Source organism: Victivallis vadensis, from assembly GCF_003096415.1.
In the GTDB taxonomy this organism is placed as follows: Bacteria; Verrucomicrobiota; Lentisphaeria; order Victivallales; family Victivallaceae; genus Victivallis; species Victivallis vadensis.
The window spans coordinates 1-13,560 of the sequence record NZ_QEKH01000013.1 but is presented as its reverse complement, the minus strand read 5'-3'; the positions used below and the strand labels follow the sequence as shown (position 1 = coordinate 13,560).

Here is a 13,560-nt window from a genome sequence, read left to right as displayed (position 1 = left end):
TCGGAGCGCATCTGTCACTTGATATGATCGGATTTTAATCAATCCGGGCGGAGAAAAAGAATTTTTCAAAAAAATTAGATCAATCTAAGTTTTCGTGCTTGAATTATTTCCCTTTTTGGATTATGTTGTAATTAGACAAGACTAATAGCAAGAATGGAGAATCGCGCGAATGAGTCAGACCAAATGTCCCTTTCTGCGGCAGCTGCTGCAGTATCTGCTGGTGAAACTCGCACCGGTGATTCTGCGGGTGAAGCCGGCCGGGATGCTCCGGCTGACCAATTGCCGGCAACTGGCGGGCGGGCGGCAGTATGACCTTTTCTGTGTCCACCAGCGCGAAGTCATGGAATCGCTGAAGCTGGAGTGCCGGATTCTCCGCAGCGAAGCGGGAGAATCGGTGGTGCTGTTCTTCGACCGTGCCCGGCTGGCGCGGGCTTTGGCGGAACCGGAGGCGGCGGAGTTTCTGCAAAGTTGCGGCTATCCTGTAACACAGGAACTGGAACCGCTGCTGGAAGAACTGATTGCGCGCTGCCGGAGCGGCAGGGAATTTCCGCATGAAATCGGCATTTTCCTCGGATATCCGCTCAAGGACGTGCGCGGCTTCATCGAAAATTCCGCGGCCTGCCTGGCGGTGCCGCGCGGCCTGTGGCGGGTGGCGGGGGACCCGGCAGAGTCGCTCCGGGTGATGGAGCAGTACCGCTGCGCGGAGCAGACGATTCAAAGTGTATTGGAGCGTTCGGTCTCCTTCGACCGGGCGTTGAGTCGGATTCATCGGGTAATTGCGGCGGCATAACGTCCGCCGGTCAGTATAGAAAGAGGTGAGTAATGAGTAAGAATATCCGGATTATTTTCGGATCGAGCACCGGCAACACCGAGCGTGCCGCCGGACGCATCGCCGGGGAACTGGGCGGAAACGCCGTGAACGTGGCGCAAGCCGGAGCGGACGACTTCAACGCCGATCTGCTGATCCTCGGCACCTCCACCTGGGGCTGCGGGGAGTTGCAGGACGACTGGATCAACGGGCTGCCGCTGCTGGAAAACGCCGATCTCAAAGGTAAAAAGGTCGCCTTCTTCGGACTTGGCGACTCCTCCGGCTTCGGCGACACCTTCCTGAATGCGATGGGGGAATTGCATGAAAAGGCGGTGCGGCGCGGCGCGGAAGTCGTCGGCAAATGGAGTGCGGAAGGCTACTCCCATGTGATGTCCGCCGCGCAGGAGGGCGACAGCTTCGTCGGGCTTGCCCTCGACGACGACAACGAGCCGGAGCTGACCCCGGACCGGATCGACCGCTGGTGCGATCAGTTGAAAAAGGAGGCCGGTTTGTAACCGTTTCCTTTCAAGAAAGTTTCTCCATGGTTGGCCGCCCTGCCGGACTCGGGTGATTACGGCAGGGCGGTTTTTTGTCTTTTCCATAGGAAAAGCCCTTGTTTTTTGAGGAATGACGGGGTATGTTTCCCGATAGATACAAATTGATCCATATTGCAGAATGCGAGGTGCCCTATGGTAAGAGTGGACGTGCAGCCGTTGTATGACAAACTTTGCCCGGAGTGGAATCTGCCGGATGCGGCGGAAAAGCCGGCGACGCGATTAGGTGTGCGCAGTCTGGTTCCGGAGGCGGTTTATGCGCCGGGCGAACCGATCACCTTCCTGGTTGCGATGATTGAAAACAACCAGTACCGTTCCGGCGTCGGACTCAAGTGCCGGATGATCCGCGACTACCACGAACCGGTCGAATTTCCGCTCGTGACGCGGGATACCCCGGTCGAAGTCAGCACCGAACTCGAACGCCCCGGATTCGTGCGGCTGGAAGTGAGCCTCGGCGAGCTTTCCGCCGCCGCCGGAGCCGGAGTCGAGCCGGAAAAGATCGCCGCCGTGCCGGACATCACCGGCTTCGACTCCTTCTGGCGCGCCCACCGCAGATGGCTCAATATGGTGCAGCCGCGCGTCCTCAAGCGCGAAGTGATCCCGGCGGTCCTGCCGGAGTACGGCGAACGGGTGCGCTGCTTCGACGTGCAGGTGGCCTGCGCCGGAGCCAAGCCGGTTTCCGGCATCCTGTCGATGCCCCGCGGGGCCAAGCCCAAATCCTGTCCGGCCTACGTGTTCTTCCATGGCGCCGGCGTCCGCCCGGCCTTCCAGCCCCTGACCTGGGCGGCGCGCGGGCTGCTCGCTTTCAATGTGAATGCGCACGGACTCTACAACGATCTCTCCGAAGCCGATTACCGGGCGCTGGCCGAAGGGCCGCTCAAGGACTACGCGAAACAGCCGGTCTATTCGGCGGAGGATTCCGTGTTCCGCGATATGAACCTGCGCGTGCAGCGCGCACTGGAATTCATGAAAAGCCTGCCGGAGTGGGACGGCCGTTTCCTGATCGTCCACGGCGGCAGCCAGGGCGCGCTTCAGGCGCTCGCCGCCGCCGCTCTCGACCGCGACGTCAGCTTCGTGGTCGCCAACGCTCCGGCGATGTGCGATCAGGCCGGAGAGCTGGCCGGGCGGATGTCGCCGTGGCCGCACGCGATTTCGCAGGCCGGCATGGAACGGGTTGCCCCCTTCTTCGACGGCGCCGCATTCGCCCGCCGGATCACGGCTCCGGTCCGCTTCACCGTCGGTTTTTCGGATACGGAGTCGACTCCGTCGTCGGTCTACGCCGCTTTCAACGCGTGCGGCAGCTGCGACAAGGAGATCCTGAACTTCCCGGACTGCGGCCACGCCGGAGCGGTCTTCTGGACCGCTGAAGCTGAAATCATGGAACACCTCGGCCGCTGATACGGCTTTCAGCCGGGGACTTTGCCTCCGGCGGCCGGCGGAGCGTAACATCTATCAGTTTATCGGCTCTATCGACAGTACCTGCCACCGGGTGCTACCCGGTCGGAGTCAAGGGGTGAAGCGCCCTTGTCGTCGAAGACAGTCACGGCAGCGGCACCTTGCCGCCGCGAAGCGCCCTGCTACCGGTGCCTGATTGAAAATCAGGCCGCGCAGCGCACAAGGTCTGCTGCCCGAAGGTGCAGGATACAAACCTGCCCGATAGAGCTATCTTCAGTACCACGACCATTTTTGTATATCGTGATGTTTATCCAACTTGATTGTGAAACGCTGTCCGGTATAAAAATGGAAATCAATGCGGCAATCACCTCGATGGCGGGAACTTGGGGCCTTGAAAACTGCCGTACTCTGCATCAATGACTTACAGATTTTACAATTCTCAAAAACTCTTTTTGAAGTCGCTCTCGTGTACCTACGATGTACCCATGGAACACCCCTGCGAAATATTTTAACATAACATATATGCTCTGCAAAAGCAAATTGTAATTTCCCTGCCTCCTGGAAGAAAATTATCATCTTATTGCGGCTGAAAAATGAATTTCCGACTCGATTTGAATAGATTCAGGCAGTATATTATCTTTGAGCAAAAATTAAGATAAGAAAAATCTATAAAATCAGGGAGCAAAGGATATGCCGAAATTTTCTATCGAAAGAAAAAATCCTTTTCTGCCTTTCGAGTTTTCCTGCACCGCCGATGACGATCCGGCGGCGCCTTATACGCGGCTGCAGGTTTCCACCAGCAGCCCGAACCGGGCGGATGCCGCCGCGATCCGGTTCGGGCCGCCTTGGCAGGCTCCCCTGTCAGAATAACGTGACGGCGAGCGGGCGGCTGCCGATGCTGAGTTTCAGGATCAGGTCGTTGCCGTCCGGGAAGGAGGGGACGTCGAACCGCTTGCCGCTGAGCAGGTCGAGTCCGACGGTCTTTCCGGCGCTTGCCGCCTTTCCGGCGATCCGGACTTCGGCGAAACGGGGCGAAAACTCCCCGCCGACCGGCCTCGCATCCCAGACCGCGAGGCGGAGGCCGCCGTCGGTGCGGAAAAGCCGGGCGTGGATGCTGTTGTCCGCATTCATCAGCGCCTTGCCGTTCTCATCCCAATCGATCAGCAGGCCGCGCTTTCCGGCCCGGTGCAGCGGCTGATCCTCGATTTTGACCTGCGCGTCGAGCCGGGAATCGCTGTGCACGCCGTTGAAAAACGTGGCCAGATTCTGCAACGCGAAATAGGCCGGTTTCGGGGAGTAGTCCGCCCGGAGCAGGCCGAAATTCGCTTCGGGATCGAACTGCCTGCCCTGAAAGTCGTCCAGAAAGTCATATTGCAGCGCGGCTTTGATTTCGGGCCGGGTGAAGCAGTACAGATAACGCCGCACCAGATAGACAGCCTGCGCCTCCTCGGTGTAGGCGGCGAAAGTGTATTTCCCTTTTTCCCTTTGACCGCCATAGAGATAGGTGGTGTATCCGAATTCGGTGTACCAGAGCGAGAGGTCGGGGCGGCCGATTTCACGGAAGGTGCGCAGGAACGCCTGCACGACTTCGGAGAAATGCAGATTGGGGCCGCCCGCTTTCACGCCGTCGCGCCCGTCGAAGGGGGTGCCGAATGCGTACAGTTCCGGCGGCGTCATCGCGCTGTAAGGATGGTCGGTGATCCCGTTCAGATTCGGGGAAATCCCGTTCTTCAGGAAGCGCAGGATGCTGGAGGTCACGTAACCGCCCGAAATCACGACCGCATCGGGTTTCAGCTCCCGGATCAGGTCGGCGGCGGCGTTCACGTATTTCGCGTGTTCGATCAGCCAGCGGGAGGTGGAGTTGTCCTTTTCGCGGGCGTTCCAGGTGCCGCCGTACTTCTGGATCCAGCCGCCGAAGTTATTGGGCTCGTTGCCGATTTCATACACGTCCACCAGGCCGCGGGTTTCGGTCACGAACGCGCGGACGTTTTCCAGAAAATAGTCGAGCGTCTGGTCCGCCATGGTCGGCAGCATCGCGATGGTGTTGAGGCCGTGCGCCTTGGCGGCGCGGAGCCGGGCCAGCTGCTGCGGCGTTGCGCCGGGAGTGCCGTCGGGGCGGCGCATCCAGTAGTCGTCCCGCACCCACTTGAGGCCTGCCGCCGCGATTTTGTCCATCAGCCGTTCATACGGATACCACGCGGCATAGCCGCCGGTCGGTTCGGGAGCGAAACAGAAGTGGGTGCCGGTACCGAGAATCGAAGCGGTGACTTCGGAGCTTTTCAGGCGGCGTTCCCAGTCGGGCGAATCAGCGCCGCGCAGCAGTACGGCCCGCTCGGCGCAGGAGCCGTCCGTCAGCCGGAGCGCCGCGCCGATCCGATAGGTGTTGAAAGGATTGCCTCCGAGCGTCAGCGGCGCTTTCCAGAGATGGCGGGCGGTCCTGCCCGGTTCGACCGCAAACCGGGCCGTCTGGTCGCGGAACATTTCCGGGAATGTCAGGACCACTTCCCCGGCGGCTTCCGCCAGAGCGGAAATCGCCAGCTCCAGAACCGGAGCCGCGCCGTTGCGCCAGTTGCCGGTCACGGTGCAGCCGAATGCCTCCAACCTGAAATTTTCCCCCGTGAACGGCCTGGCGTTGATGAAGGGGGCCTCAAGTTCGACGCCGGCGAGCCGTACCGTAACTTCCGGCTCTGCCGGGCGATTGAGCAGCAACTGTATCTCGCGGATCGGCGGTACGGGCCGCGAGGCATTCGTGCTGCCGCCCCATGCCCCTTCCCAGCGGGTACCGTCCAACTTCAGCGGCAATGTGGTTTCACGCCCCGAAGCCAGTTTGAAACGTTCTGTCTGGAAGTTGCGCCCGGAGGCATCCAACAGCCGGAGGCCCGCTTCCAGTTCCCGGTCGGCGGTGACCCGGAAATTCAGCTTCGTGACACCCGGCGGCAGTTCGGGGGCGTGGATTGCGCCCACATAGGCGCTTTCGCCGGTGAAACCCGCCCGGATCAGGAGGCCGCCGGTCGCGGCGTCCCGTTCCAGCCGGGCCGTCGCTCCCGGAGTTTCACCGAGGTTGAGCCGCCAGACCGCCGGATCGGCGGCGGAGCTGAGCGGCGCGGTCCCGGCCCATACGGCGCCGGCGGCCAGCAAAAAGGAAACGGAACAGGCCAGTTTACAGAAGAAATTCATGGTCAGACACTTTCGTTTTTGAAACTTATTCGACGTCATAGCCGCGCCTGGGGTCCGTGGAGTTCACATGACCGAACCAGTTGAGGTCATAGACCGGCCCCGCGTTCATCACCGCCCACGGCGAAACATGCAGATCCGCGAACGCGGCGTTGAACAGCACACGGGCGATCATCGGCTGGCCTTCGCGGATCGATTCAATGCCGGTGCCGTCGTGATTGGCGGTCACCTCGTACATCAGCACCTGCCGCGACGGATACTTGTACATCGGCAGCGTGGTGCCCCGGTGGGAGAGCGTTTCGCCGCTGTAGTAGGTCAGGAAGCGCAGCCGGTAGCTGGTGGTGTACCAGTAAGCCTCGTCCACCGTCGGCGGCAGCGGCTTCACATTGCCGTCGAGGTTCGGATTTTTCATGTCCGACGGGCAGTGCACCGCCGCAAAACCGCCGATGTAGTCGAACATCAATGACGGCCAGCTGAATACCTTGTTGCCCGCCGCCGCCTCCACTTCGGTCATCTTTTTGTTGTACGGCAGGAAGTCGCGGTTGTCGGCCCCGTAAAGGCTCAGGCCCTGTCCGAGCTGCTTGAGGTTGTTCACACAACTGATCGCGCGGGCTTTCTCCCGGGCTTTGTTCAGCGACGGCAGCAGCATCGCGGCGAGAATCGCAATGATTGCAATTACTACAAGCAATTCAATTAAAGTGAATCGGCGCAGTTTCATTTGTAAAATCCTTTCAGTTGATGGGATTGCAGGTTCGCACGGAAGCCCGTTCCATGATTTTCATCGGAATCGTCGTTTTGAAGGCGGGGCAATGCCCGTCCAACTGGGCGGCAAGCCCGGTGAAAGCGGCTTCGACCTCCGCTTTCAGGTCGGCGCAGACGGCGGTCAGGGCGGGGTGATAGTATTGGCCGACCTGTTCGGTGGAGTGCGCCATGATGCCGACGTCGTCCGGCAGTTCGTAATGATATTCGCGGAGCGCGGCCATGATGCCGGGCACACTTTCGCCGGAAACTGAGTAAACGGCGGTAAAACCGATCCTGCCGTCGTGTTCTTCCAGATAGTTTTTCATGCCGAGATAAGCTTTGTGCTGGGCAAATTCGCCGCTGGAAGTCAGGCAGTCGATCATGATGGTCTCCATTTCCAGAAAATCAGCCATCCGTACAAATGCCGAAATCCGCTCCATCGCCGGCAGCGCGTGCGGTTCACTCTGCACCAATGCAATCCGGCGGTGCCCTTTCCGATGGAAATACTGACAGGCCAGGGCGGCTCCATCGGCGTCGGCGGACTTGATGTTGCTGATTTCAAAGCTGCCGGTGTCGACGTTAAGCAACACCATCGGGATGCTCTGCGAAGCCAGCCACAGCATATCCGGCCGGGAAATGCTGGTGCTCGGCATCATCAGGATCGCCGCATCGTACCCATCGGTTGTGATCGAGCAGATGGAGTCGCGGTCCGGCGTCAGCAGGATCTTGCTCAGTTGCCAGCCGGGATGATTCTCCGTATACTGCGTTGCGTAGACGCCCCATTCGATCACCAGTTCGCTCGGCCAGTCGGGAAGCATCAGCAGCACCTTGCGGGCATCGGGCTTACGGGTGACGTTGCTGAAGATTCCGACCTGCGGCACACGGGAAATCAACTGGTCTTTTTCGAGCCGCTCCAGCGCCTCGTCCAGCACCCGGCGGTGGCATTTGAACTTGTCGAGCAATTTGCGCACGGAGTAGAATTTAACTCCGGCCGGGAAATTGTCGAGCTCCCGGTCCAGTGTCCGGCAGAGCTGTTCCACTTGTGGTTCCAGTTTCATCTTGTGTGTCTTTCAATTGCGTTCCGTTACTTATATTGTACCGGATGCACACAGTAAACACAATAGGTGTGTGCAAAAAAATCCGAATATTTCAGCGCACACGGCTGGATACGTAGAAGGAACTGCGGCCTGATTTGCAACCGCATCTCCGGCAGCCGGGCGCAGTAGCGGCGGTAAGCTGCCGCTGCCGTGACTGTCTCCGACAGGCAAGGCACTTTGCCCGGTTACCGAAGCCGACGTTCGGCGGAGGCGAGTCACGGGGGAGCCTGCCGTTTTGAAGGCAGGCGGGTCTGCCCGCCCTGTCGGGCGGCAGACCTTGTGCGCTGCGCGGCCTGACTTTCAATCAGGCTCCGGTAGCTGGGCGCATAACGCACAAATGGCCTCCGGCGGCCAACGGTTTCGCCGTTGGATCACGACCGGCAACGTGCCGGTGCGGAGTATCGCCGATAGAGCCGATAAACTGATAGATAGTAATTCCGGTTTTGCAATTTTTGCGCAGTAAAAATTCAAAACCGTACCCGGCAAGGTTACTTGCGGCAGCGGTAGACCAGTGCGGGGGGCAGGTTCTTCCAGACCACCCGGCTGGTGGTCACTTCGCTGAACAGTTCATTCAGCAGTTTGCGGAAACGGATTCCGGCGGGGAGCATCAGTCCCTGCAAATAAGCAAAGGTTGCGAAGTAACCTCCCTCCGAAAGATTTTCGACCAGCGCACCCAGGATTTCACGCTGCAGCGACTCCGGAAAGACCGCCCACGGCAGCCCCGAAACCACCGCATTCACCGGAGGCAGCCCGCGTTCCTTCAGGATGCCGCCCAGATTCGAGGCGCTGTCGTGGCAGATTTCGACTTCGGGGAAAGTCCGTTTCAGGTGCTCGCAAAGCAGTTCATCCAACTCCACCGCCAGCAGCTTGCCGTTCTCCGGCAGGCGGCGGACCAGCTCACGGGTGATCACGCCGGTCCCCGGTCCCAGTTCCACGACCAGCCCGGCGTTTTCGACGCCGATTTCGGAAGCCATCGCGCGACACAGCGCGCAGGAGGACGGGCAGAGCGCCCCAACCTGAGTCGGGTGTTGCAGGAACCGTTTGAACAGAACCGCTTTTCCCATCTTACTTCACCTCCTCCGCAGCCGGAAGCGGCGGGAAATAAATCGCTTTCATCTCGGCGATCACCGCCTCTTGGTGCGGAAACGGCTCCGGGAGTTTGAATTCCCGGCTTTCGCGGGTGATATAGACAACTCCGGGACGGCCGGGCTTCTTCAACAGCTTCACCAGCTCGGCGGTGGAAATGAAGACCCGCGGCTCCCCGCGCTTTTCCGCCTCGCCGTCGCCGTAATCCAATTCACCGACCGTATTCAGCGAACGCACATCCGGGCGGTGATACACCCACGCCACCGCGTGCATATAAGCCGGATGGGTGACCAGCACCGCCTTCCGCGTGTCGAAGCCCAGCTTTTCCGGCAGCTGTTTCAAGGCCCGTTCCGGCATCTTGTCGCCGATCATCCCTTCCGGAATCGCCCAGCCGCCCAGCGCCAGCACCGCCGCGAAACCGGCGAAAAAGATATAGAGCCGGACCCGCCACACCTGTTTTGCGGTCAGCAGCAGCGCCAGCCCGTAGACCAATCCGGCTGCGCCGGTCAGCACCGCGAGCACCCGGTGTTCGGCGAAGTAGGATTCAAAGCCGCCCAGTTCGATCACCAGCACCCCGGTTCCGGCCAGCACCAGCGCGCCTCCCCAGAAGTTCATCACCCGGTGGAATGCCCGGCTGCGGCCGTCGCCGGCTCGGAAATAACAGGCGACCGCCCCCGCTCCCAGCACCGCCAGCGGCGGGAAACAGGGCAGGATGTAGGTGCCGAGCTTACCGCTCGAAGCAGAGAAAAACAGAAACGGCAGCACCGCCGCACACACACAGAACCGGTACAGCGGCTGAGCCAGCAGTTTCCCCCATGCTTTGCGACCGATCGCAAACGCCGCCGGGGCCAGGAACGCCGCCGGAAACACGCCTCCCAGCAGCACCGGGATATAGTACCAGAAAGGTTCGGGATGCTGCCCTTCGGTTTTGGCGGTGAAACGCTGCACATGCTCGATCATCACGAAGTAGTTCCAGTAATCCGGTTCCGCCCGGTGCACCGCCAGCGCCCACGGCGCGACGATTACCAGCGCCACCACCGCCGGAATCCACGGCAGCAGGTAAAACTCTTTCCAGCGCCTTTCCCAGATCAGGAATCCGGCCATCGCCAACCCCGGCACCACCCATGCGATGAACCCCTTGGTCATGAAGGCCAGCCCGGCGAACAAACCGCACAATGCCAGCAGCAACACCCGTCTCCGGGTGAAACCCGGCTCCAGCACCGCCAGAAACGACGTGACCAGAATACCGGTGATCAGGCCGGTGGTCTGACTGTCCAGCACGGCAAAGGTGCTGACGCTGTAGACCAGCCCGGAGGTCAGGAACAACATCGACGCGAGCGCCGCGAGCTTGTCGTCCCGCAGCGTCTGGTTCACCAGGAAAAAGATCAGGAACGCCGCCAGCCCTGCGCCGAGCGCACACGGCAGCCGCAGCGCAAACGCGTTCTGTCCGAAGATTTTAAACGAGCCCGCCGTCATCCAGTAGCCGAGCACCGGTTTCTCGAAGTAGCGCACCGTCAGCAGATGGGGAGCCGCATAGGAGCCGGAATCCATCATTTCGCGCGGGATTTCCGCGTAACGGAACTCATCCGGCGGCACCAGCGGCCGTCCGCCCAACGGCACCAGGTAGGCGACCACGAAAAACAGGAACGACAGCCAGAAATACTTCATCAACGCTTCTCCTTGAGCGAATCATAACACACCACATACCACCTGCCGAAACGGAAGTAGGTCTTCGGATCAGGCAGCTTCGCAAGGTCCCGCCGGTCATCCGTCACCACCACCAGAGTCCGGGACGGGACTCCGGCCGGCTCCTCCGGCCCGCCGTCTCCCGTCCACTGCCGGACATCGTCCCGCTTCAGCGTCCATGCAACCGCCGCGCGGACTCCGGGGCGCGCGACGATCACCGGCTCCGCATCCAGCCGCGATTCCAGCACCATCCCGAGAAACGGCTCCGGCGCCACACCGCGCAGCATCCGCTGCGGCAGCGAACCCGGCGCTGCCAGCAGCAGAAAGGCGACGCCGACACAGAAAAACACGAATTTCAACTGCTGCCGGTACTCCCGCTCCGCCATCCGGAGCCAGACCAGCGTCACCACCAGCGCCAGCACCGGCATGAAATAATTTTCATTCCTGCCGTACACCACAAACTCCGGCGGAACCTTGCCGGTGAAACGGGCCGCCGCCTGAAGCAGAAACAGCAGCAGCGGCAGCGGCAGGAAAATCCGCACCAGCGAACGCAGCACCGTATTCACGTAGACCAGATCGCCCGCTTCGCCGTAACGCACGAGGCCGCCCGCCATCAGGATCGCCAGCATCGGGAATCCGGCCGCCGGCGCCCCGTCCGGCAGCCGGCCGTTCCACAGGATCACGGCGGCCAGCCAGACCGCAACGGCCGCCGCCGGGATCAGGAAGATCGGCTGTTTCCGGTAAGCCGCCCCGCCCAGCCGGAACCCCTTCAACGCCGCGGGCGCAAAGAACAGCCACGGCAGCATGCCCGCCAGCAGGAAAAGCAGCGTTTTCCACAGTACGAAACCGGGAGCCGCTCCGCCTGACATGCCGTACCAGACCGCCAGCGCCGCCGAGACGGCCGCTCCCGCGCCTCCGGCGATGCGGACCGGCAGTTTCCCATCGGACAACGCCCGGATCAGGCCGGCCGCAACTCCGGAGCAGAACAAGGTGAAAAACGCGCCGGTTCCGGCGGCGGTGCCGAAAGCGAACACGAAGAAGGTCGTCAGGTAGATCAATGCGGCCGCGTCCCCGGTTTTACGGTTGCCGCAACCGGAGGCCACGGCACGGATCAGCAGAGCGGTCAACAGCACTACCAGCGCGTTCGGCAGCCGCACCGCGAAAAGGTTCGCCCCGAAGAGCTTCACACTCCATGAGCCCAGCAGCGCCACGCCGTTTCCGCCCGCGACGGCGGTTCGGCGCAACAGCTCGGCGGCATTGATTTCCGCCGGAAAGAACAAAGGCCGCTGCCAGATCGTGCCGACATACAGCACGGCGGGAAGCGCAAACGCCAGATATCTATAATATCGCTTCATCGACTCCAATACAAACACACAATCCTCCCGGATTCTTTCCGGAAACGGCGGCGCAGTCCGCCTGCCGCGTGATTCAAGCACAACGTCTTGTTCAATATACTCCCGGATTCCCTCCCTGTCAACGCCGGAGCGGATTTAATCCCCCTGAAACATTCCCAGGCGCCCTTCCGCAACCGCGCGGTGTCGTTTTCTCAACCGATGGATCACGATATGGTAAACGATTCCCAGCTGCAGAGTGGCCCCGAGCCATGCCAGCGGATTGGCCAGGCAGATCCCCCAGTAGCCGAACGGCATCGACAGAAAGAGCGCGGCTCCCATGCGCAGCGCCATTTCGATGATTCCGGAAAGCATCGGCGCCACCGCATGCCCCATCCCCTGCAGCGCATGGCGGTAGACCTGCAGCACGCCCAGCGCCCAGTACATTCCGGCGGCGGTCAGGATGTAGAGCCGCACATCGTTGACGATCTCCTCCGACGGGTGTTCGAGGAAGATCCGGATAAAGGAGTTGCCGAACAGCAGAAACACAAAGCCCGCCGCCAGTGCAAAGTAAAGCTCCATCCGGAACGCCGCCGAGAACCCCTGATAGATGCGCCCGTACCGTCCCGCCCCGTAATTCTGGGCGGTGAACGTTCCCATCGCCACTCCAACCGAAAGCATCGGCTGCAGTACGATCTGATCCAGCCGCAGCGAAGCGGTGTAGGAGGCGATCGCCTCGGTGCCGAAGTCGTTGAGCTTGAACTGCAGCACGATGCTGCCGAGCGCCATGATCGAGAATTGCAGCGCCATCGGCAAGGCGATGCGCAGGTGTTCGCAGATGAACGGCCAGTCCCAGCGCCAGTCCCGCTTCCTCATTCGCAGGATCGGGAATTTCCGGCGGATCAGCAGCAGACAAAGCCCCCCCGACAGCGCCTGCGAAATCACCGTCGCCGCGGCGGCGCCCCGTACTCCCCAGCCGAAGCTGGTCAGGAACCAGTAATCCAGCCCGATATTGACCAGACAGGAGAAGATCAGGAAATACAGCGGCGTGACGCTGTCCCCCAGTGCGCGCAGGATGCTTGAAAGCATCACATAAAAGACCAGCGAACAGGAACCGCCGAGGATCAGCGTCAGGTACTGCTCCGCCTCCGGGAAGATCGACTGCGGGGTATGGAGCAACTGGAGCATCCATCGCGCTCCAAAGACGAATACCAGCGAACAGATCGCCGTCAGGGCGGCGGCGATATAGGCAGACATCGCGACCGAATGGCGTACTCCGTCGTGGTCGCCCGCCCCGAACCGCTGGGCGGTCACGATCGTCAGACCGCTGGTCAGCCCGAAAAACAGGCCGAACGGCAGGAATTGCAGCGCCGTCGTCGCTCCGACCGCCGCCAGCGCCTCCGCGCCCAGCACCCGGCCCACGATCGCGGTGTCGGCGATGCCGTAGCAGAGCTGGAAGATATTGCCGACCAGCAGCGGCAAAGCAAAGCGGAGCAGCAGTCCGAAGGGCCGCCCGCGGGTCATATCCTGAATCATGCGAAAATTTTCCTTTTGGCGGCAGCCCCGGTTTACCGCATTAAGAGCTTATCTCTACTAAAGTTTTCCTGAAACTGGTTCAATGAGAAGTACTATACAACGGAGAAAATGGAAAAGCAAGCAGAAAATCCGTGGGAGCTGAAAGATTTTCT

At 61.0% G+C, this 13,560-nt stretch carries 11 protein-coding genes; 4 read left to right on the top strand and 7 right to left on the bottom strand.

Annotated elements, in window-relative coordinates; translation table 11 throughout:
- The first annotated feature begins 169 nt into the window (after positions 1–169).
- The 4 genes from C8D82_RS09065 (at position 170) to C8D82_RS09050 (ending at position 3,627) form a co-directional block, all read left to right on the top strand.
- A complete protein-coding gene (locus tag C8D82_RS09065) occupies positions 170–790 on the top strand; it encodes a DUF3793 family protein (RefSeq protein WP_116883962.1) in 621 nt (206 codons plus the stop codon).
- Between the two features lie 32 nt (positions 791–822).
- On the top strand, positions 823–1,323 hold the full coding sequence (locus C8D82_RS09060; protein WP_116883961.1) for a flavodoxin: 501 nt from the start codon (positions 823–825) through the stop codon (positions 1,321–1,323).
- A gap of 174 nt (positions 1,324–1,497) precedes the next feature.
- Positions 1,498–2,760 (top strand): acetylxylan esterase, encoded by a 1,263-nt coding sequence (locus C8D82_RS09055; RefSeq protein ID WP_116883960.1) that lies wholly within the window; start codon positions 1,498–1,500, stop codon positions 2,758–2,760.
- Positions 2,761–3,447: 687 nt separating this feature from the next.
- Positions 3,448–3,627, top strand: coding sequence for a hypothetical protein (locus tag C8D82_RS09050; protein WP_116883959.1), 180 nt, complete (start codon positions 3,448–3,450; stop codon positions 3,625–3,627).
- Here C8D82_RS09050 and C8D82_RS09045 read toward each other — a convergent pair.
- The 7 genes from C8D82_RS09045 to C8D82_RS09015 form a co-directional block, all read right to left on the bottom strand.
- Positions 3,619–5,934: a glycoside hydrolase family 5 protein gene (locus C8D82_RS09045; protein WP_116883958.1), complete on the bottom strand. Its 2,316-nt coding sequence runs from the start codon at positions 5,932–5,934 to the stop codon at positions 3,619–3,621. The two genes, C8D82_RS09050 and C8D82_RS09045, sit on opposite strands and share 9 nt — an antisense overlap.
- 25 nt (positions 5,935–5,959) lie before the next feature.
- Complete coding sequence (locus tag C8D82_RS09040) at positions 5,960–6,649, bottom strand: DUF1559 family PulG-like putative transporter (protein ID WP_116883957.1); 690 nt, start codon at positions 6,647–6,649, stop codon at positions 5,960–5,962.
- Positions 6,650–6,662: 13 nt separating this feature from the next.
- Positions 6,663–7,730 (bottom strand): substrate-binding domain-containing protein, encoded by a 1,068-nt coding sequence (locus C8D82_RS09035; protein WP_116883956.1) that lies wholly within the window; start codon positions 7,728–7,730, stop codon positions 6,663–6,665.
- A 527-nt stretch (positions 7,731–8,257) separates the two neighbouring features.
- Entirely contained in the window at positions 8,258–8,833 is a 576-nt protein-coding gene (locus C8D82_RS09030; protein ID WP_116883955.1) for a class I SAM-dependent methyltransferase, read from the bottom strand.
- Between the two features lies 1 nt (position 8,834).
- Positions 8,835–10,523: a phospholipid carrier-dependent glycosyltransferase gene (locus C8D82_RS09025; RefSeq protein ID WP_116883954.1), complete on the bottom strand. Its 1,689-nt coding sequence runs from the start codon at positions 10,521–10,523 to the stop codon at positions 8,835–8,837.
- Positions 10,523–11,914, bottom strand: a complete 1,392-nt coding sequence (locus tag C8D82_RS09020; protein ID WP_207776098.1) for a glycosyltransferase family 39 protein — start codon at positions 11,912–11,914, stop codon at positions 10,523–10,525. The genes C8D82_RS09025 and C8D82_RS09020 overlap by 1 nt, the downstream gene beginning before the upstream one ends.
- Before the next feature lie 117 nt (positions 11,915–12,031).
- A complete protein-coding gene (locus C8D82_RS09015; RefSeq protein WP_116883952.1) occupies positions 12,032–13,408 on the bottom strand; it encodes an MATE family efflux transporter in 1,377 nt (458 codons plus the stop codon).
- Between the last annotated feature and the right edge of the window lie 152 nt (positions 13,409–13,560).